The sequence below is a fragment of the Symbiobacterium sp. genome (genome assembly GCF_040797425.1).
Lineage (GTDB): Bacteria > Bacillota > Sulfobacillia > Symbiobacteriales > Symbiobacteriaceae > Symbiobacterium.
Genome location: NZ_JBFNEH010000005.1, coordinates 43,775 through 61,826 on the forward strand (window position 1 = coordinate 43,775; position 18,052 = coordinate 61,826).

Here is an 18,052-nt window from a genome sequence, read left to right on the forward strand (position 1 = left end):
GCATCAGGCAGCGGTCAGCCGGCGGAACCGCACGGCCAGCAGCTTCGCGGCCGCCGGCAGGGCAACGCGCCAGACCGCGGTGGAGATCAGCCCCGCGGGGTGCAGGTGGTCGAGCGTGACGAAACAGATGATACCGCCCACGAGTGAGCACGCGGCGTTGAAGTGCAGGTGGCGCCGCGGGGGCTGACGGAGCATGGGGCCGGGCATGCACGACCAATCCCCCCCTTTGCCATTTGAACGATAAGCAAAAATCACACCCCTCGTAAGTCGGGGGGAGCAGTGAGATCACAGCTCAGACCGCTACGGCAGGAGGTCCACCATGCAGATCCAACCCCTCCCCTACGATGCGATCGCACTCGAGAGATTCAAGAACGAAGGACCCTTCATCTGGCTCTGGGAGCCCGAACGGACCGAGGCCGTGCTGGGCGCCGGCACCCCGGAGACCGACGTTGACCTCGCCCTCTGCGCGGCCGCCGGCGTGCCCGTCTACCGCCGTCGGGGCGGGGGCGGGGCCGTGGTGCTCACGCCGGGCTGCATGATCATCACCGCCGCCTACGACGCCCGCCGCAAGGCGTTCGCCACGCAGTGGGTCGGCCCCATCGCCGACGCCATCGCACGGGCCCTGCGGGGCCTGGGACTGGAGGACGTGCAGGTGCGGGGGATGGGCGACGTGGCCATCGGCGACCTGAAGGTGCTGGGCTCCAGCCTCTACGCGAACCGGGAGGTGGCCCTTTACCAGGGCTCGCTGCTGGTGGACCCGGACCTGGAGACCATCGCCGCCCTGCTGCCGCACCCGTCCCGGGAGCCCGACTACCGTCGGGGGCGGGGGCACCATGCCTTCCTCACCTCGCTGGTCCGTGCCGGGTACCGGGGCGGGTGGCATGCCCTGGCGGAGGCGCTGGAGGCGGAACTGCGCCGGGTGTAGCCCGCAGGATTGCGCCAGTGTCCGGAAACAGGTAGTATGTCAATAGCGTTGCATATTTCCCCGCTGCTCGGGCGAGTGGGCAGCGGGGCGGTTTTGGTGGGGGTATCGGCTTGCGCTACCGGCTGGTCGCCCTCGATGTGGACGGCACGTTGTTCTGCAAACGTCACCAGGTCTCCCCGCGCACCCGGGCGGCTCTGGCAGCGGTGCGCGACCGCGGCATGATCACCGTCATCGCCACCGGCCGCACGCCCCAGTCGGCCCTGGAGATCAGCCGCCAAGTCGGCGGCGGGCCGGTCATCTGCTGCAACGGCGCCGCGGTCCTCGACGAGGCGGGGGCGTACCTGGACTTCCGTGCGGTGCCCGGCGAGGCCGTGGCGCACACGATCGCCGTCGCGCGCCGCTTCGGCGCCCTCGTGCACTGCTACACCCCGGACGGGAAGGTGCTGGACCAGCCCCTGGCCCACGCCCTTAACACGTACCAGTGGCTCCGTCTCGGCGAGACGCCGCTCCGGTCCGCGCTGGGCGTCATCCGCATGTGGAAAGCGAACCGCACCCAGCTGGTGCGGCGGCTGGACCGGTGGGCGCTGTCGGCGGACCGTCCGCCCGTGCTGAAGCTGATGCTCCTGGGCGAGCCCGCCGGGCTTCCCGTCCTGGCGGAGGAGATTCGCCGGGAGGTGCCGGGCGTTACGGTCACGTCGTCGGGCAAGGGCAACCTGGAGATCAACGCCGCCGGCGTCTCCAAGGCCACGGGCCTGGCCGCGCTGGGGGAGAAGCTGGGGATTCCCCGTGAGGAGATGATCGCCTTCGGCGATTCGGATAATGATGTGGACATGCTACGGTACGTCGGGCTGGGAGTGGCCATGGGCAACGCGGCCGCACACGTGAAGGCCGCGGCAGACCGCGTGGCGCCCTGCTGTGAGGAGGACGGCGTCGCGTGCGTCCTCGAGGAGGTGTGCGGACGATGAAAGCACTGGAGGCCGTGACCCAGTTGGCGATGGGACTCTGGGTAGGCGCGGCGGCGGGCTTCGTCCTGAGCGCGCCGAAGATCTTCGCCGCATTCGGCCCCGACCGCCAGGCGGCCGGCGACCTGGCCGGCGACATGATCTACCTGCTGAACAACGCCGGCCTGCTGCTGGGGCTGGTCGCGCTGCTGGCGCTGCTGCCCCGCCTGCGCAGCGGCGTGAACAAGGCCCGCCTGGTGCTGCTCCTCGGCTGCCTCGGCGTGGGTCTCACCACTTGGCTCTATATCTTCCCGCAGATGGAGCGGGCGGAGCCGCCCGAGCCGATTCAGAACTACGCCGAGACCGATCCGGTGCGCGTGGAGTACAACCGCTGGCACACCCTCTCGGAGCGGGTGGCTGCCGCCGGCATGCTGATGGGCACGGGCGTGATCGTGCTGGGGCCCTTTGCGGAGGAAAAAGGGAGGCGGCGGTGATGGACTGGGAGGCGCGGGTGCTCGAGGCCCTGAGGAACTCACGGCCGCATTGGGACGCGCCGCCGGACTGGCGGGCCGTGCTCGCCCTCTACGGGGGGCTCGGTCCGGCGGAGGCGGCAGCGCTGGACCGCACCCTCCTTACCATGATCGACCTGGGTTATCGGAACCCCCACGCCGAGCGTGAGCTCCAACCCTTCGAGGGGGTGGAGGTGAGCCTGCCGGCGGGGATGGCCCCGGAGGATCTGCTCTGCATCGAGGCCGCTGTGCTGGTGGCCGCTCACCGTGGGCTGAGCGATGCCTACTTCCCCTTTGCACGGCTGATGAGCCTGCCCACCTGGCACGTGGTGCGGAGCCGCCTCACCTGGCTGGATCGGGAGGCGCTCACCGTGCAGCGGCAGCTGGCGCTCACCCGGGCGGGCCGCAGCCTCGGGGCGCTGCTCGGCCTGGCGGTGGGCGACGCCCTGGGCTGCACGGTGGAGTTCATGGACCGCGCCGCGATCCGGCGCCGCTTTCCGGATGGGCACCGGGAGATCCTGGGCGGCGGGCCTTTCGGCATTCCGGCGGGCGGCTGGACCGACGACACCGACATGGCCGTGGCCGTGGGGCGGGGGATTCTCGAGTCGCCTGCCGACCCGGTGGACGCCGTGGGGCGCCACTTTGTGGCGTGGCTGAAGTCGAACCCGCCCGACGTGGGCAACACGTGCCGGACGGCCATCGCCGCGTACATGCGGCTGGGCTCCTGGGAACTGGCCAGCGCCCACGTGGCGGCGGAGCTGGGCAAGTGGGCTGCCGGGAACGGTGCCCTCATGCGCACGCTGCCGGCTGCCCTGGCCTATGGGTGCGATCCGGCGCAGGCCATTCGCATCGGTCGGATGACGCACCCGCACCCCGAGTCAGACGCGGCCATCGCCATCTACCACCGCACGGTGGACGCACTGCTGGAGGGCGCCGGGGCGGAGGAGGCGCTGGCGGCGGGGCTGTCGCCCCTGCCCGGGGCCGAACCTCCCGTTGCGAAGGCCATCGGCGACCTGGCCCGTCGCCTGGCCGGGGTGAAGGACCGGCCGGCCGAGCAGATCCGGGCAGGCGGCTATGTGGTGGAGACGCTGGAGGCCGCACTCTGGGCCTTCCTGCGCAGCCAGTCGCTGGAGGAGTGCATCACGGCAGCGGTGAATCTAGGAGAGGATGCCGATACGGTCGGCGCCGTGGCGGGGGGACTCGCCGGTGCGGCCTATGGGCCGGCGGCGGTGCCCCGCCGCTGGAGCCAGCGCCTCAGAGACCGCGCGGTGCTCGACGAACTGGCGGAAGGGCTGTACGGCGTGTTCCGGAGCCTCACAATCGGAAACTAACAACGGAGGTGGAGCGGCGGCGCCGGTGTGCGGGGCCGCCGCGGCGGATGACAGCAGAGACGAAGAATGCGAAGGCGGCGACCCAGTTTGGCCTGACCCTGGTCCAGAAGATCCTGTACGGCTTGATCCTGGTGGCGGCCACCATCGTCGTCGTTCCGCTCAGCCCGGTCTTTTCCGGCCCCGTGGGGACGGTGATCTTCGTGCTTTACGGCATCTTCATCGGCGTCCTGGCCTGGTACGTCTCCACGGCATGGGGTTTCAGCCTGGAGGTCCGCAAGAGCGAGATGGTGGTGCGGGATACCCGCGGGACCACTGTCATCCCTCTGGACAAGGTGGGCATGCTGGTGCGCGGCGGGCGCAATCCGCTCTTCCCGGCGATCTGGGTGGTGCTGCGCGGCGTCGATGTGGGCCGCGCACTGCCCGAGAAAGGCGTGAACCCGCGCACGCAGGAGCTGCTGACGCAGTTTCAGAAGCGCAACCCGGGCAAGAAGCTCACGTTCGTGCCCATCCCGGCCATCTGCCTGCGCTCGGTGGGCGGGTTCGTGGGCGAACTGAAGGAGCGGATTCCCCCGCTCACCGTCGATGAGCGACTTGGCGGAAAGTAGGACCGCTCGCTATTGCCACGGCCGGGAAACTATGCTATCATGAGAACTGAGGTAGCCGTCCTGAGTGTTAAGGAGTGGGTGTTAACCCACTCTTTTCAACGTCCGAGGTTTCCTCGTTGGGGACTGTCGGGAGCCGGTGAGAACCGGCTCATTTGGTGCCCGGAAACGGGAAAGAGTAGTGCTGTAGGTCCTGTCTCCAAGTCGGCTGCCTGCTTGAGTGTGCGATCGGAGGTCTGGTCCTGTTTGGCGAAGAGCGGGAAACGTCTCGAAGAGTTGGTGGAGGAGGTCGCAGCGCCCCACGCTGCGGCCCTGGGGTTGGAACTGGTAGGCGTGGAACTGGTCAAGGAAGGTGCCAACCGCTATCTCCGGGTGTATATCGACAAGGAGGGCGGTGTGGGGTTCGACGATTGCGAGGCGTTGAGCCGTGTGGTTGACGCCCGGCTCGACGAACTGTTGCCCAATCCGCCGTACGAGTTCTTCGAGGTCTCTTCGCCCGGGCTGGAGCGGCCCTTAAAGCGCGAGGCAGACTTCGCCCGTTTCGCGGGGCGCAAGGTGATGGTCACCACCTACGCCCCCGTGGACGGGCAGAAGTCGTTTGTGGGTGAACTGCTCGGACTGGTGGATGGTCGTATCATGCTGAGGCTCACCGAGGGGAAGTCGCAGGGCCAGACGATCGCCCTCGACCGCAAGCAGGTTGCGAGCGCTCGGCTTTACGTTGATTTTTAGGCGTGCGGAAGGGGTTTGAGTATGAAAGCCGAGATTCTCGAAGCGCTGGATGACCTGGTGCGAGAGAAGGGCATCGCGCGGGAGGTCCTGATCGAGGCGATCGAGGCGGCGCTGATTTCGGCGTATCGCCGGAACTTCGGCATCGCGCAGAACGTGCGGGTCTTCTTCGATGACAAGACGGGCGACTACCGGGTGTACGCCCAGAAGGAGATCGTCGAGCAGGTCACTGACCCGCGGCTTCAGGTCAGCCTCGAGGAGGCGCGCGCGAAGAACCCGAACCTGCAGGTGGGCGACATCTTTGAGGTGGAAGTCACGCCCCGTGACTTCGGCCGCATTGCCGCCCAGACCGCCAAGCAGGTGGTGGTGCAGCGCATCCGGGAAGCCGAGCGCGGCATGATCTACGAGGAGTACTCCAGCCGCGAGGGCGAGATCGTCACCGGCCTGGTGCAGCGGCAAGATCCGAAGACCAAGACCGTCTACCTGGAGCTCTCCAAGGGCGTCGAGGCCGTACTCACCGCCAACGAACAGATTCCCGGCGAGCGCTTCGTGGAGAACCAGCGCATCAAGGCGTACGTCATCGAGGTCAAGCGCACCACCAAGGGACCCGCCATCGCCGTCTCCCGCACCCATCCCGGTCTGCTGAAGCGGCTGTTCGAGCTGGAGGTGCCGGAGATCCACGACGGTGCGGTGGAGATTAAGGGCGTCGCCCGGGAGCCCGGAGCGCGCTCGAAGCTCGCGGTGATGGCCCGGGAGCCCAACGTCGACCCGGTTGGCGCCTGTGTGGGGCAGAAGGGCCTGCGGGTGCAGAACATCGTCGACGAGCTGCAGGGGGAGAAGATCGACGTTGTGGAGTGGTCGCCCGACCCCTCGGTGTTCGTGGCGAAGGCGCTCTCGCCGGCCCGGGTGACGCAGGTGATCTGTGACGAGGCCACCCGTACGGCCCGGGTGATTGTGCCAGATAATCAACTGTCCCTCGCCATCGGCAAGGAAGGGCAGAACGCCCGCCTGGCCGCGAAGCTCACGGGATGGAAGATCGATATCAAGTCTGAGTCGCAGGCTGCCGCCGGCGTCTGGGACGTTCCGGGCCTCGGCGAGTAAGGCGGGAGCCGCCCGTTGACGGAGAGGGGGTGCGGTGATGGCCAGAGGGCAGCAGCCCCGGGTGAAGAAGGTTCCGCAACGCATGTGCGTCGGCTGTGGCCAGATGCGGCCCAAGAAGGAGCTGATCCGGATCGTGCGGACGCCCGACGGCGTCATCGACCTGGATACCTCTCCTTCGGGCAAGCGGCCGGGACGGGGCGCGTACCTGTGCCCCGACCGGGAGTGCCTGGCGAAGGCGATCAAGGGCAAGCGCCTGGAGCGAGCCCTGGAGCAGCCGGTTTCCGACGAGATCTGGGCCCGGCTCGAGGCAGGACTGGGGATGGTGAAGCCTGGTTGATGCCACCATCGCTGCGTGCCATGCTCGGGCTGTGCCAGCGGGCCCGGAAGCTGGTTTCGGGCGACCTGGCCGCAGAGCAGGCCCTCAGGCGTGGGCGTGCCGACCTCGTCTTGCTGGCGACCGACGCCAGCGAGCGCACCCGGGCGAAGTTTGCCCACCTGGCCGCACAAGCGGGGGTTCCCTGCTACTTCGTGGGAACCCGCGCCGAACTGGGCGGAGCGGTGGGCAAGGCGGGGCGTGCGGTGATCGTCGTCCAGTCTCGCGATTTCACGCGGGGTATGATTGGCATCCTTCAGCGTGAGGGTCTGGCGCCTGTGACAGGACGGGGGTGATCCGTTGGAGCCGAGGCTGCGCGTATTTGAACTGGCTAGAGAGTTGGGTGTGGACTCCAAGCGGGTGCTGGAAGTCCTTCAATCTTTGAACGTGGATGTGAAAAACCATATGAGCACCATCGACCAGAAGACCGCAGACCAGGTGGCCGGCGTGGTGAAGCGCACCGGCACCCAGAAAGGGGACGACTCGCCCGGCACCACGGCAAAGGCGGCCAAGCAGGCGGCTGCACCGAAGGTCCGGGAAGCGAACCCCGCGAAGGCCTCACTGCTCGAGGACTACTTCGGTGCCGGAACACGGCCACGCCGGCCTGTCGCAGAAAAGGGGGAGCGGCGCCCGCTGGCGGAGCGCCGTCCGCTCGCGGAACGCCGCCCGCTGGCCGAACGGCCGCTGGCGGAGCGTCCGCTGGCCGAACGCCGTCCGCTGGCGGAACGCCCCCTCGCGGAGCGCCCCGCGGCCGAACGTCCGGCTGCAGAGCGGCCGGCCGCCGGGCGCCCTGCTGCCGCGCAGCCTGCGGCTGAACGCCCTGCCGCGGAGCGTCCCGTCACGGAGCGCCCCGCGGCCGAGCGGCCCGCCGCGGAACGGCCTGCTGCCGAGCGGCCTGCCGCTACGCGCCCGGCCGCCGGGCCCGGCACCGGCGAACCCGCACCGCAGGCCGCTGTGCCGGCTGAGAACCGCACAGAGACGGTGAAGCCCGCCGAGCCCGCCAGGGCCGAGCAGCAGCCGGCCGCTTCTGCAAAGCCCGCAGCCGGGCGGGCGGCGCCGACCGCCGCTGCCGCGGAGGCCGGCCAGGCGAAGGCGCCTGCTCAGGCGGCCCCGGCGAAGCCCGCCGCGGAGCGTCCGGCAGCCGCTGCCGAAGGCGCCAGGACGGAGACAGCGGCCCGGGGCGGCGGGGAACCGGCTGCGCAGACGCGCCAGCCCGCCGGACAGCCGGCCCGTCCCGCAACGCCTGGTCTCGGTCTGCCCGTGAAGCCTGCGCAGGGCGGCCGACCCGGCCTGGGGCTGCCCAGCAAGCCTGCCGCCCCGGCGCCGAAGCCCGGTGGCTCGGGCATCGGCCTGCCGGTCAAGCCCGCGGCTCCGCGCACCGGCGCGGGCTCGCGCCCCGCCGGCCCCCGTCCCGGAGGGCTCGGCCTGCCGCAGAAGGGCGGCCGCCGTGGCGGCCCGCTGGCCATTCCGAAGCTGGACCCGAAGGTCGCCGAGCAGGCGAAGCCCTCGGACGGCAGGCCGCGCGTCGGCCAGGGCGGCGACCGGAAGCGGGCCGAGATCTACTCGCGGCGGGACGAAGAGGCCTCCCGGCCGTCTGAGGAGAAGCTGTTCGGGCGGCGTCCCGCCAAGAAGGCTTCGGTGGTGGAGCGGCGCGTGCTCAAGCCCATCACGATCAGCGGCCCGATGTCGGTAAAGGATCTGGCCCACGAGATGGGCGTCACCGCGGCCGAGGTCATCAAGAAGCTCCTCACCGACTTCGGCATCATGGCGACGATCAACCAGGAACTGGACGTCGACACCTGTGTCCTGGTCGCCTCGGAGTTCGGCGTGGAGGTCACGGTCCAGGAGAAGGAAGACATCGTCGAGATCTACGACCGTGTGGAGGACCCGGGCGAGCCGGAGGAACTGAAGAAGCCGCGGCATCCCGTGGTCACGATCATGGGCCACGTCGACCATGGCAAGACCTCGCTGCTTGACGCCATCCGGCAATCGCGGGTGGCCGCGGGCGAGGCGGGCGGCATCACGCAGCACATCGGCGCCTACGAGGTGGAGCTGAAGGGCAAGAAGATCACCTTCCTTGACACCCCCGGCCACGAGGCATTCACCGCCATGCGGGCCCGCGGCGCCAACGTCACCGACATCGCCGTGCTGGTGGTGGCGGCCGACGATTCGGTGATGCCGCAGACCGTCGAGTCCATCAACCACGCCAAGGCGGCCAACGTGCCGATCCTGGTGGCGATCAACAAGATCGACAAGCCCGAGGCGAACCCGCAGCGGGTGATGCAGGACCTCACGGCCTACGGGTTGGTGCCCGAGGAGTGGGGCGGCGACACCATCATGGTACCGGTGTCGGCGAAGCAGCATACCAATCTGGACTTGCTGCTCGAGAACATCCTGGTTTTGGCAGAGGTGTCCGACCTGAAGGCGAACCCCGACAAGCCTGCGGCCGGCACCATCCTGGAGGCCGAGTTGGACAAGGCCCGCGGCCCGGTGGCCACGGTGCTGGTCCAGGGCGGCACGCTGCGGACCGGCGACGTCTTTGTGGCCGGGACCGCCTGGGGCCGGGTGCGGGCGATGTTCGACCACCGCGGCCGCAAGCTGAAGTCGGCCGGTCCCTCGACGCCTGTGCGCGTGCTGGGCTTCAACTCCGTGCCTGCGGCCGGCGACGTGTTCCGGGTAACCCCGGACGAGAAGACGGCCCGCACCGTCGCAGAGAAGCGCATCGCCAAGGCCCAGGCACAGCGGCAGGCGCAGAAGGCGATCTCGCTGGACGACTTCATGAGCCAGGTCGCCCAGGGCGAGATGAAGGACCTCAACCTGATCGTCAAGGCCGATGCCCAGGGCTCGGTGGAGGCGATCCGGGGCCAGCTGGAGAAGCTGAGGAACGAAGAGGTCCAGGTGAAGGTCATCCACGCCGGTGTCGGCGCCATCTCCGAGTCCGACGTGATGCTGGCCAGCGCCTCGAAGGCGATCATCATCGGCTTCAACGTGCGGCCTGACGACCGGGCGTCCCGGGCCGCCGAGGAGCACGGCATCGACGTGCGCACCTACAACGTGATCTACGACATCATCGACGATGTCGAGGCCGCCATGAAGGGCATGCTGAAGCCGAAGATCGAAGAGGTGGTGCTGGGCCGGGCGGAGGTGCGCGAGACCTTCAAGGTGCCCAAGGTCGGCGTGGCGGCCGGCTGCATGGTCATCAGCGGCAAGGTCTCCCGCAACGCCCGCTACCGCCTCGTCCGGGACGGCGTCGTCGTGTGGGACGGCGAGATCAACGACCTGCGCCGCTTCAAGGACGAGGTCCGGGAAGTGGCCGAAGGCTACGAGTGCGGCATCACGCTGGTGAACTTCCAGGACTTCAAGCGCGGCGACATCCTCGAGGCCTACGAGCTGAGGGAGATCAAGGCCGGTTAGCCCGGATAGAGCCCGGCGCAAGGCCGGTGGCGCTGCCACCGGCCTTGACTTGCAGATGGGCGCAACGCGAAGGTAAGGCAGGAGGTGCGTACTCATGGCAGGAAGCCAGCGTGCCGCCCGCGTGGGTGAGGAGATGCGCGACATCCTGGCGGAACTGCTGCGCGACGAGGTGAAAGACCCGCGCATCGGGTTCGTCTCAATCGTAAAGGTCGAGGTATCGCGCGACCTCCGGCATGCGAAGATCTACGTCTCGGTACTGGGGAACGAGCAGCAGAAGGCCGAGACGATGAAGGGCCTCACCTCGGCCACGGGGTTCCTGCGCAGCGAGGTGGCCAGGCGGCTCCAGTTACGCTACACGCCTGAACTGCACTTCACCCTGGACGAATCGATCGAGCACGGTCAGCGCATCGCCCAGCTGCTGGTGCAGGTGCAGCAGGAGCAGAAGCAGCGGGCGGAGGACAAGGATGAGTAACCTGGTCGACCTGGCGGCGGCGGGCCGCCTGATTCGGGAGGCGCAGCGGATCCTGTTCTTCATGCACGTGCAGCCCGACGGCGACTCGATCGGCTCGACGCTGGGCATGATCCGCGCCCTCCGGCAGATGGGCAAGGAGGCGGTGATGGTCGGGGTGGACCCCATCCCGCCCATGTACCATTTCCTGCCCGGCTGGGATGCGTACCAGGTGCCGTGGCAGGAGGTCACCGGGGAGTGGGACCTCTCCTGCTTCCTCGACTGCGGCGACCTGGAGCGGGTGGGCGACGCTCTGCCGGCCGTCCGGCTGGGTCGGTGCACCCTGAACATCGACCATCACGCTACCAACACGGCTTTTGCGGAGTACAACTACCTCGACTTCTCGGCCGCGGCCGTGGGCGAGCTGGCCTACCGCATCTTGCAGGAGATTGGCGCCCCCATCGACGCGGGGACGGCGCTCTGCCTGTACACCTCGCTGGTCACGGATACCGGCGGTTTCCGCTATGACTCTACGGGCCCGTCCACGCACCGAGTGGCCGCAGACCTGATCGAGCGCGGGGTCCGGCCCTACGACGTGGCCCAGGCGATCTTCGAGTCCGAGCCGCTTCCCCGGCTCGCGCTGCTGTCCCGGGCCCTGCAGACGCTCCAGGTGGACGAGAGCGGCCGGATGGCCTGGATGGTGGTCACCCGCCAGATGCTGGCGGAGGTCGGGGCCAGCGATCACGACGTGGAGGGCATCGTGAACTACGCCCGCTCGGTGGCGGGGGTGGAGGTCGGCCTGCTGTTCAAGGAGACGGAGGACGGCCGGGTGCGGGTGAGCCTGCGCTCCCGCAGCCGCGTCGACGTGGGTGCGGTGGCGGTGAAGCTGGGCGGCGGCGGCCACCCCCGGGCGGCTGGCTGCACCCTGGCCGGCCCCGTGGCCGAGGTGGTCGGCCAGGTGGTGGCTGCGGTGAAGGCGGTGCTCTAGCGATGGCGGATACAGCGAGGGGAGATGCACTCCGGGCGGCGGCAGGGTCGGGCCCGCGCCGGTCTGCCGCCCCCAAGGCCGGTGCGGCCGGCGTGCCGGCGCCCGGTCCGGACGGGATTCTCAACCTGCTCAAGCCGCCGGGGATGACGTCCCACGACGTGGTGAACTTCGTGCGCCGCACCCTCGGGGTCAAGCGGGTCGGGCACACGGGTACCCTGGACCCCGGCGTCGCCGGCGTGCTGCCCATCTGTGTGGGGCGCGCCACGCGCCTGGCCGAGTACATCGCCGGGGCCGACAAGGCCTACCGGGCCGAGGTCACCTTCGGCGTGACGACCAGCACCCAGGACAGCTTCGGCGAGGTGCTGGCCGAAGCCGATGCCTCGCACCTCACCCGGGGAGACGTGGCCTACGCCCTCACCCGGTTCCACGGCGAGATCGAGCAGGTGCCCCCGATGGTGAGCGCGGTCAAGGTGGAGGGGCGCAGGCTCTACGAGCTGGCTCGGGAGGGCATCGAGGTGGAGCGGAAGCCGCGGCGGGTCACCATCCACAGGCTGCAGCTCCTGGACTTCCGCCCGGGGCCACGGCCGGTGGCCTACCTGGACGTGGTCTGCTCCAAGGGGACTTACGTGCGCACCCTGGCCCACGACCTTGGCCAGTACCTGCGGGTGGGGGCCCACCTTTCCTACCTGGTGCGCACCCGCTCGGGCCAGTTCACCCTGAGCGAGGCCGCCACGCTGGAGGAGCTGGCGGCGGGGCAGGCCCGGCTGCTGCCGATGGCCGCCGTGCTGGGCGACATGCCGCAGGTGGTCGTCGCCGGGCCTGCGGCGGAGCGCCTGCGCCACGGCGTCGCGCCGCGGATTCGCCCCCCGGCGCCCGATGGCGCCACGGTGGCGCTGCTGGGTGAGGCGGGCGAACTGCTGGCGCTGGCGCAGGTGACCGGCGGGGCGCTACGACTCCTAAGAGTATTTGCGTAAGAGGTATAGGCATGAAGCTTGTTACGCGCATAGCTGACGTTCCGCTGAAGGGCACGGGGAATGTGATTGCCATTGGGAAGTGGGACGGTGTGCACCTGGGGCACCAGGCGATCCTGAGGGCCCTGGTGGCCGAGGCGCGGCGGGTCGGCGGGCAGTCGCTGGCCGTCGGCTTTCATCCCCTGCCCATGGCGGTGCTGCGGCCCGAATCGGCGCCGCCCATGCTGCAAACGCTGGAGGAGCGGGCCGAGATCATGGCGGAGCTGGGCGTGGATGTGCACCTGGCGCTGCCCTTCAATCGGGAGTTCGCCGACCTTACCCCGGCGGCGTTCGTGCACGACGTGCTGGCGGCGCAGCTCAGGGCCCAGCAGGTCATGGTGGGGTTCAACAACACCTTCGGCCGGGGCGGCAAGGGCACCGCCGAGACCATGCGCCAGCTGTGCGCCCCGCTGGGGATTCCCGTGCACATCTTCCACCCGGTTCGGGTGGACGGCGAGAACGTCTCCTCCACCGAGGTGCGCTTCGCCGTGGCCAAGGGGCGGATGGACCTGGCCGCCCGGCTGCTTGGCCGGCCATTTGCGGTGCGGGGCACGGTCGTCCACGGCGACAAGCGGGGGCGCAAACTGGGCTATCCCACGGCCAACATCCGGGTGCAGCCCGGGCGGCTGCTGCCGGCGCTGGGGGTCTACGCCGCCCGGGTGACCCTGCTGGGCGAGCCGCAACCGGTGGAGCCCCCCGTCGCCATCTTCCCGCGCAGCGGCCCCCAGTACGGCGCGATGCTCAACCTGGGCACGCGGCCGACCGTGGGCGGCACCGACCTGCGGTGCGAGGCGCACCTGTTTGACTTCAGCGGCGACCTGTACGGCCAGGAGGTGCAGGTGGAGTTCCTGGCCTACATCCGGCCCGAGCGCTCTTTCCCCGGCCTGGGTGCTCTGGTGGAGCAGCTCCGGTCCGACGAGCGGGCCGTGCGCGAGTGGCTGACGGAACACGCGTAAAGGCGGCGGGACCGATGGGGAAGATGCGGTTGGACAAGTTCTTGGGGCACATGGGGTTCGGCAGCCGCAAGGAGCTGGGCGCCCTCATCCGGGCGGGGCGGGTGACCGTGGACGGCATGACCGTCACCGACCCTGCGACCCCGGTGGACCCGGCCGGCGGGGGCGTGGCCGTGGACGGGCGTCCGGTGGCCTTCCAGCGCCACTTCCACGTGCTGCTCCACAAGCCGGCCGGGGTCATCACGGCCACCGAGGACCCCCGGCAACCCACCGTGATGGAGGTGCTGCCCCCGGAACTGCGGCGGCGCGATCTCTTCCCCGTGGGACGGCTGGACAAGGAGACGGAGGGGCTGCTCCTGCTCACCACGGACGGCACGCTCGCCCACCGGCTGCTCTCGCCGCGCTGGCACCAGCCCAAGCGCTACCTGGCGCAGGTGGACGCCCCGCTGGGGCCCGGTGACGAGGCCGCCTTCGCAGCCGGGATCGCGCTGGAGGACGGGTACGTGACCCTGCCCGGGCAGCTGGAGATTGTCGGCCCGCAGGAGGGCATCGTCACCATCTACGAGGGGAAGTACCACCAAGTTCGCCGCATGTTTGCCGCACTGGGGAAGCGGGTGGTCTATCTCAGACGCCTCTCCATGGGGCCCCTCGTCCTGGGCGACTTGCCCCGGGGGGCAGCGCGGCCGCTGACCGAGGCGGAGGTGGAGGCGCTGTACGCATCAGCCTCCCTGTCGCATCCCTAGGTGGCGCTTGCTCCCGCTGGCCGCCTGTGCTAGACTAGAGCGTGTCTGACAACCGGTAACGCGGTCTGCCGCTGACTCCGGCGGCTTACTGGGTTGCCGGCGCTTTTCAAACGAGGAGGTTGAGTTCCATGCCGCTGACTCAGGAACAGAAGCGCAAGATCATCGACGAGTTCAAGACCCACGAGGGCGACACCGGTTCGCCCGAGGTGCAGGTGGCGCTGCTCACCCATCGCATCAACGAGCTGACCGAGCACCTGCGGATCCACAAGAAGGACCACCACTCCCGCCGGGGCCTGCTGAAGATGGTCGGCCAGCGCCGTGCGCTGCTCGTCTATCTGAACAAGATCTCGCCCGAGCGGTACGCCAAGCTGATCGAGCGGCTGAACATCCGCGACGTCATCCGCTAGGCCAGGAAAAGGAGTACGAGACCGAACCTTAGGGGGTTCGGTCTCGTTCGCGCGCAGGGGCGTGGACGCTTGCGCTCCCACCCCGCTGCGCCTCCCCGGGCCGTGCGCCTGCCCGGGTTGGGAGCGGTCACCCCGCGCGGGTTCCGCCCGAACGGCGGCGTTCGTGAATGGACGGGCACGCACCGCCGCATCGCGGCGTGCAGGCCCCGCTGGCGGGCCGGTTTCTTCCCCGTGAGACCCCACGCTTGAGCCGGGCTGAGATTGGGTGTAAATTTGTGCACGAAGGGTGCAGCCGGTTTCGCCCACGGCTGCACCGCCGTTTGTTCCTGATCAGCCCACCCGGGGAGGCTTTGGTACATGCAGTATGTCGTCCTCGCAATCAGCGCGGTCATCGCCGGATGGCTCTTTGACACCCTCCACATTCCCGTGGGCTGGATGCTGGGGCCGATGCTGGCCAGCGCCGTGGGTTCGGCTTTCCTGAAGCGACCGGCGCGGCTCCCGCGGCCGGTCATGCAGGTCGGCCAGGCCCTGATCGGCCTGGGCATCGGGATGAACTTCACCGTGGAGACCCTCCGTCAGGTGCTCGCACTCGGGCTGCCGCTGCTGGCAGTCGTGGGGATCACCGGTGCCCTCAGCCTGCTGAACGGCTACTTGCTCTCCCGCTGGGCGAAGGTGGATCCGGCCACGAGCACTGCCGGCACCCTGCCGGGAGCGGCTTCGGCCATGGCCGCAATGGCGGGGGAACTGGGCGCAGACCCGGTGGGGGTCACGATCCTGACGTACGTGCGGCTGATCATGGTGGCCGTGCTGACCCCCCTGGCCGTTTCCGCCTTCCTTCCCGGCGGCGCGCCGGCCCTTTCTGCCGCCGCGACGGGGGCCGGAGTGGCTGCCGCCCCCTGGCCCGTTGACCTCGTGGTCTTGCTGGCCTGCGGCATCCTGGGGGTCTATCTGGGCAAGAAGCTCCACCTGCCCTCGCCGAGCTTTCTGGGCCCCGTCCTGGCCATCATCCTGGCCGGGTGGGCGGTGCCCTACCAGTTCGTCCTGCCCGGGCCGCTCTTCCAGTTGGGCATGCTCCTGGTGGGCCTCTCCATCGGCATGCAGTTTAACCTGGCCTCGGTGGTGAGGCTGGGGAAGGCGGTACTTATTGAGGTCTTCCTTGTGGTGGCCCTCATCGCGTTCTGCCTGGTGGCGGGCTACGGAATCCACTGGCTGACCGGCATCGACGCCCTGACCTGTGCGCTGGGCACGGCGCCGGGCGCCATGGAGATGATGACGGCCACCGCCGTCGAGCTGGGGGGTGATGGCGGGTTGGTGCTGGCCATGCAGATGACTCGCCTGCTGATCGTGCTGTTGTTCGGCCCCTGGATCACCACCCGCATGGGGAGGCGTGAGGCGGCTGCGCACCTTTCGCACTCGTAGAGCCTCGCGGCGGTACTGCAGCGGCGGGCGGCAGGCACGCCGGCCGGCGTGCCGACCCGAGTGGCGACCAGCACGGCCAGGGCCGGCTCCATTGCAAAGGGCCTGCACGTCCCCGGAGGGGTGCAGGCCCTGCGTAATTCGGGCAAGGTGCCCATGTGGTGGCGGAGCCGCAGGCCCCGGCCGATCACATGCCCTGGAGCGCCTTCCAGAAGGCTCCCTCAGTGTCGATGAGCGGCTGGAGGTCGGCGTAGGGGATGGTGAAGGTCGGGAAGCCCGCCGCGTAGGGGGCAATCTCATACGGAGCCCAGTAGATCTGCAGGGCGTCCGCCCCGGCTGCGAACGGCTGGTCCGGCTTCACCTCGGGGTCGGGTTCATACACCCCCCCATCCGGGTTGGCCGCAATCTGCTGCCGCACGATGTCCCGCAGACGTTGCGCATACGGCGCCCCCGGCTTGAAGAGGTCGGACAGCCGGTACTCGGCGCCGGTCTTCAGGTCGATGTGGTAGTAATCCTCATACGGCATGCCGTGGGCCGCCCCGAGGGGGAAGACATAGGCCGAGCGCTCCACGACCATCACGTCGCCGACCCGCTGAACCGCGAACCTGATTTCCACGGTCTCCCGGACGTCGGCCGGCTGCTGGGTGACCAGGTCGTCGCGCAGGAACAGCTCCTCCAGGCGGCGGTTGATCTGCTCCTGAACCCCGGCGGCGGGGAGGCCGTTCAATTCGGGGTAGTAAACCAGCACATCCCGGCCGTTCCGGTACTTCCGGGACGTGACCTGGACACCGCCCGGCAGCGTCCAGGAAGTGGCCGGCTGCCACACGACCTGGCCGTCAGGGGTGAGGTAGCTGAGGGCTCCGTCGATTTCCGCCGCGATCAGATTGCCGACGCGGCGCATGGTGCCGATGCCGTTCACCTCGATGTGGCGACCCGTCGCGTCAAGGAAGTGCGTGGAGGTCTCGTCGCTGGCGCTGACTCCCTCCGGGGTTACCACCACGTCATAGTACTGGAAGTCGGTCAGCTGATCCCCCTGCGCATTGAAGAGAGCGCACGGTGCGAAGACAGGCGGCACGCCGTCCGCTGTCGGCCGGGCCACGGTGAAGAGCCCTTCGCCCCGGTAGTCGTCGCCCAGGTACGCAATGTAGCCAAACTGGGGCTCAATCACCCAGTTGCCGCTCCGGTCGATGACGCCGTAGCGGGTGGAGAGATAGTCCTCGCCGATGGCGACCACCGCCAGGCCGTCGTTGAAGGGCATGGCATAGTTGAACCGAGGCGGGATGGACACGTCACCGGTCAGTGACCGGTAGCCCCACAGCCCGCTGTTCCGGTCGTGGTAGAGGAGCATCCCGTCACCTCCGGGCTGAAGCCGGTCCACGTCCAGCTCCAGCAGCCGGTTGCCTGCGGTGTCGATGACGGCCCAGTGACCCTCGGCCAGCTTCACGGCCGCCTTCCCGTCTTCAAAGCTGGCGGCGTAGGCGAAGGTGGGCGCGACGGCCACGCTGCCGTCCGTCCGGAGATAGCCGTACAGTCCGTCGCGGCTGAACAGCGCCCGGTCACCCGTCCACTGCGTCTCCACCCAGTCGCCGTCGACCGTGGCTGTCACTTTGCCGCTCCGGTCAATGAGTTGGATGGCGCCGTCTGTGTACTCGACATAGAGCCCGTCGGAAACGGCTGAGAGGCCGAAGCCGGTGGACTGGTACACGACGCTGCCGGTGGCGTCAACCAGGGCATCCCGGCCGCCCACCTGGACGATGGCCAGGCCGTCCGCCCCGAACGCTGACGCCCTCTCGAACTGCGGCGCGATCACGAAGCTGCCGTTGTCGTCCACATACCCCCAGCGCTTCTCCCCGTTTTCGAACTGGTACGCGGGGTAAAGCCACTCCCGCTGCTGCCCGTCACCGGCAGACGCCTCGGCCGCGGGCCGGGCGTCCGGTTCGGTGGTTGCCGGAACCTCGTACTGCACGTCGAATGCGGTGGCCACGAGCAGGGCCAGGGCCGCCGCCAGCTTGCCAAACCAGGGTTGCATAATCCTTCCTCCTGCTGAGCCGATTCGTGCCACAATCGGAACCAGATTTCCAGCGCTTCACGTAGTAGACCGTTCGTGTCTCGCGAAAGTTGCGCTCTCAGGGCTTGCTTTTTGCCCGAAATGCATATTCGAATTT

19 protein-coding genes are annotated in these 18,052 nt (G+C 69.1%); 17 read left to right on the forward strand and 2 right to left on the reverse strand.

All coding sequences use genetic code 11. From position 1 onward, the window contains the following. Positions 1–3: 3 nt before the first annotated feature. Positions 4–207 (reverse strand): hypothetical protein, encoded by a 204-nt coding sequence (locus AB2385_RS02655; RefSeq protein WP_367653374.1) that lies wholly within the window; start codon positions 205–207, stop codon positions 4–6. Positions 208–319: 112 nt separating this feature from the next. On the opposite strand from AB2385_RS02655, the gene AB2385_RS02660 reads away from it, so the two are divergent. The 17 genes from AB2385_RS02660 (at position 320) to AB2385_RS02740 (ending at position 15,890) form a co-directional block, all read left to right on the forward strand. Beyond that, positions 320–925 carry a biotin/lipoate A/B protein ligase family protein gene (locus tag AB2385_RS02660; RefSeq protein ID WP_367653375.1) on the forward strand — a complete coding sequence of 202 codons (606 nt, stop codon included), beginning with the start codon at positions 320–322 and terminating at the stop codon, positions 923–925. A 110-nt stretch (positions 926–1,035) separates the two neighbouring features. Continuing rightward, positions 1,036–1,890 (forward strand): Cof-type HAD-IIB family hydrolase, encoded by an 855-nt coding sequence (locus AB2385_RS02665; RefSeq protein WP_367653376.1) that lies wholly within the window; start codon positions 1,036–1,038, stop codon positions 1,888–1,890. Then, the gene (locus tag AB2385_RS02670) at positions 1,887–2,360 is read left to right on the forward strand and encodes a DUF4149 domain-containing protein (RefSeq protein ID WP_367653377.1); all 474 of its coding nucleotides are present in this window, start codon (positions 1,887–1,889) and stop codon (positions 2,358–2,360) included. Before AB2385_RS02665 ends, AB2385_RS02670 begins: the two co-directional genes overlap by 4 nt. After that, positions 2,360–3,706, forward strand: a complete 1,347-nt coding sequence (locus AB2385_RS02675; protein ID WP_367653378.1) for an ADP-ribosylglycohydrolase family protein — start codon at positions 2,360–2,362, stop codon at positions 3,704–3,706. The genes AB2385_RS02670 and AB2385_RS02675 overlap by 1 nt, the downstream gene beginning before the upstream one ends. A 47-nt stretch (positions 3,707–3,753) precedes the next feature. Next, on the forward strand, positions 3,754–4,311 hold the full coding sequence (locus AB2385_RS02680) for a hypothetical protein (protein ID WP_367653379.1): 558 nt from the start codon (positions 3,754–3,756) through the stop codon (positions 4,309–4,311). Positions 4,312–4,554: 243 nt separating this feature from the next. Continuing rightward, positions 4,555–5,037: a ribosome maturation factor RimP gene (gene rimP / locus AB2385_RS02685; RefSeq protein ID WP_367653380.1), complete on the forward strand. Its 483-nt coding sequence runs from the start codon at positions 4,555–4,557 to the stop codon at positions 5,035–5,037. Positions 5,038–5,058: 21 nt separating this feature from the next. Then, on the forward strand, positions 5,059–6,135 hold the full coding sequence (gene nusA / locus AB2385_RS02690; protein ID WP_367653381.1) for a transcription termination factor NusA: 1,077 nt from the start codon (positions 5,059–5,061) through the stop codon (positions 6,133–6,135). A 37-nt stretch (positions 6,136–6,172) separates the two neighbouring features. Continuing rightward, a complete protein-coding gene (locus tag AB2385_RS02695; protein ID WP_367653382.1) occupies positions 6,173–6,472 on the forward strand; it encodes a YlxR family protein in 300 nt (99 codons plus the stop codon). Further along, entirely contained in the window at positions 6,472–6,804 is a 333-nt protein-coding gene (locus AB2385_RS02700; RefSeq protein WP_367653383.1) for a L7Ae/L30e/S12e/Gadd45 family ribosomal protein, read from the forward strand. The genes AB2385_RS02695 and AB2385_RS02700 overlap by 1 nt, the downstream gene beginning before the upstream one ends. Before the next feature lie 4 nt (positions 6,805–6,808). Next, entirely contained in the window at positions 6,809–9,922 is a 3,114-nt protein-coding gene (gene infB / locus AB2385_RS02705) for a translation initiation factor IF-2 (RefSeq protein ID WP_367653384.1), read from the forward strand. A gap of 94 nt (positions 9,923–10,016) precedes the next feature. Then, positions 10,017–10,394, forward strand: coding sequence for a 30S ribosome-binding factor RbfA (rbfA, locus tag AB2385_RS02710; protein ID WP_367653385.1), 378 nt, complete (start codon positions 10,017–10,019; stop codon positions 10,392–10,394). Continuing rightward, positions 10,387–11,358, forward strand: a complete 972-nt coding sequence (locus tag AB2385_RS02715; protein ID WP_367653386.1) for a bifunctional oligoribonuclease/PAP phosphatase NrnA — start codon at positions 10,387–10,389, stop codon at positions 11,356–11,358. Before rbfA ends, AB2385_RS02715 begins: the two co-directional genes overlap by 8 nt. A 2-nt stretch (positions 11,359–11,360) precedes the next feature. Further along, a complete protein-coding gene (truB, locus tag AB2385_RS02720) occupies positions 11,361–12,332 on the forward strand; it encodes a tRNA pseudouridine(55) synthase TruB (RefSeq protein WP_367653387.1) in 972 nt (323 codons plus the stop codon). 11 nt (positions 12,333–12,343) lie between these two features. Continuing rightward, positions 12,344–13,324 (forward strand): bifunctional riboflavin kinase/FAD synthetase, encoded by a 981-nt coding sequence (locus AB2385_RS02725; protein ID WP_367653388.1) that lies wholly within the window; start codon positions 12,344–12,346, stop codon positions 13,322–13,324. 23 nt (positions 13,325–13,347) lie between these two features. Beyond that, positions 13,348–14,064 carry a pseudouridine synthase gene (locus AB2385_RS02730; protein ID WP_367653439.1) on the forward strand — a complete coding sequence of 239 codons (717 nt, stop codon included), beginning with the start codon at positions 13,348–13,350 and terminating at the stop codon, positions 14,062–14,064. Positions 14,065–14,192: 128 nt separating this feature from the next. Further along, entirely contained in the window at positions 14,193–14,471 is a 279-nt protein-coding gene (rpsO, locus tag AB2385_RS02735) for a 30S ribosomal protein S15 (RefSeq protein ID WP_367653389.1), read from the forward strand. A gap of 357 nt (positions 14,472–14,828) precedes the next feature. Beyond that, positions 14,829–15,890 (forward strand): AbrB family transcriptional regulator, encoded by a 1,062-nt coding sequence (locus AB2385_RS02740; RefSeq protein ID WP_367653390.1) that lies wholly within the window; start codon positions 14,829–14,831, stop codon positions 15,888–15,890. 184 nt (positions 15,891–16,074) lie between these two features. Here AB2385_RS02740 and AB2385_RS02745 read toward each other — a convergent pair whose 3' ends face one another. After that, a complete protein-coding gene (locus AB2385_RS02745; RefSeq protein ID WP_367653391.1) occupies positions 16,075–17,916 on the reverse strand; it encodes a WG repeat-containing protein in 1,842 nt (613 codons plus the stop codon). Positions 17,917–18,052 lie beyond the last annotated feature (136 nt).

Coding starts and splice junctions, on each gene's coding strand:
- AB2385_RS02655 (WP_367653374.1), bottom strand. CDS start 207: ATGCCCGGCCCCATGCTCCGTCAGCCCCCGCGGCGCCACCTGCACTTC.
- AB2385_RS02660 (WP_367653375.1), top strand. CDS start 320: ATGCAGATCCAACCCCTCCCCTACGATGCGATCGCACTCGAGAGATTC.
- AB2385_RS02670 (WP_367653377.1), top strand. CDS start 1,887: ATGAAAGCACTGGAGGCCGTGACCCAGTTGGCGATGGGACTCTGGGTA.
- AB2385_RS02675 (WP_367653378.1), top strand. CDS start 2,360: ATGGACTGGGAGGCGCGGGTGCTCGAGGCCCTGAGGAACTCACGGCCG.
- AB2385_RS02680 (WP_367653379.1), top strand. CDS start 3,754: ATGACAGCAGAGACGAAGAATGCGAAGGCGGCGACCCAGTTTGGCCTG.
- nusA (WP_367653381.1), top strand. CDS start 5,059: ATGAAAGCCGAGATTCTCGAAGCGCTGGATGACCTGGTGCGAGAGAAG.
- AB2385_RS02695 (WP_367653382.1), top strand. CDS start 6,173: ATGGCCAGAGGGCAGCAGCCCCGGGTGAAGAAGGTTCCGCAACGCATG.
- AB2385_RS02700 (WP_367653383.1), top strand. CDS start 6,472: ATGCCACCATCGCTGCGTGCCATGCTCGGGCTGTGCCAGCGGGCCCGG.
- rbfA (WP_367653385.1), top strand. CDS start 10,017: ATGGCAGGAAGCCAGCGTGCCGCCCGCGTGGGTGAGGAGATGCGCGAC.
- AB2385_RS02715 (WP_367653386.1), top strand. CDS start 10,387: ATGAGTAACCTGGTCGACCTGGCGGCGGCGGGCCGCCTGATTCGGGAG.
- truB (WP_367653387.1), top strand. CDS start 11,361: ATGGCGGATACAGCGAGGGGAGATGCACTCCGGGCGGCGGCAGGGTCG.
- AB2385_RS02725 (WP_367653388.1), top strand. CDS start 12,344: ATGAAGCTTGTTACGCGCATAGCTGACGTTCCGCTGAAGGGCACGGGG.
- AB2385_RS02730 (WP_367653439.1), top strand. CDS start 13,348: ATGCGGTTGGACAAGTTCTTGGGGCACATGGGGTTCGGCAGCCGCAAG.
- rpsO (WP_367653389.1), top strand. CDS start 14,193: ATGCCGCTGACTCAGGAACAGAAGCGCAAGATCATCGACGAGTTCAAG.
- AB2385_RS02740 (WP_367653390.1), top strand. CDS start 14,829: ATGCAGTATGTCGTCCTCGCAATCAGCGCGGTCATCGCCGGATGGCTC.
- AB2385_RS02745 (WP_367653391.1), bottom strand. CDS start 17,916: ATGCAACCCTGGTTTGGCAAGCTGGCGGCGGCCCTGGCCCTGCTCGTG.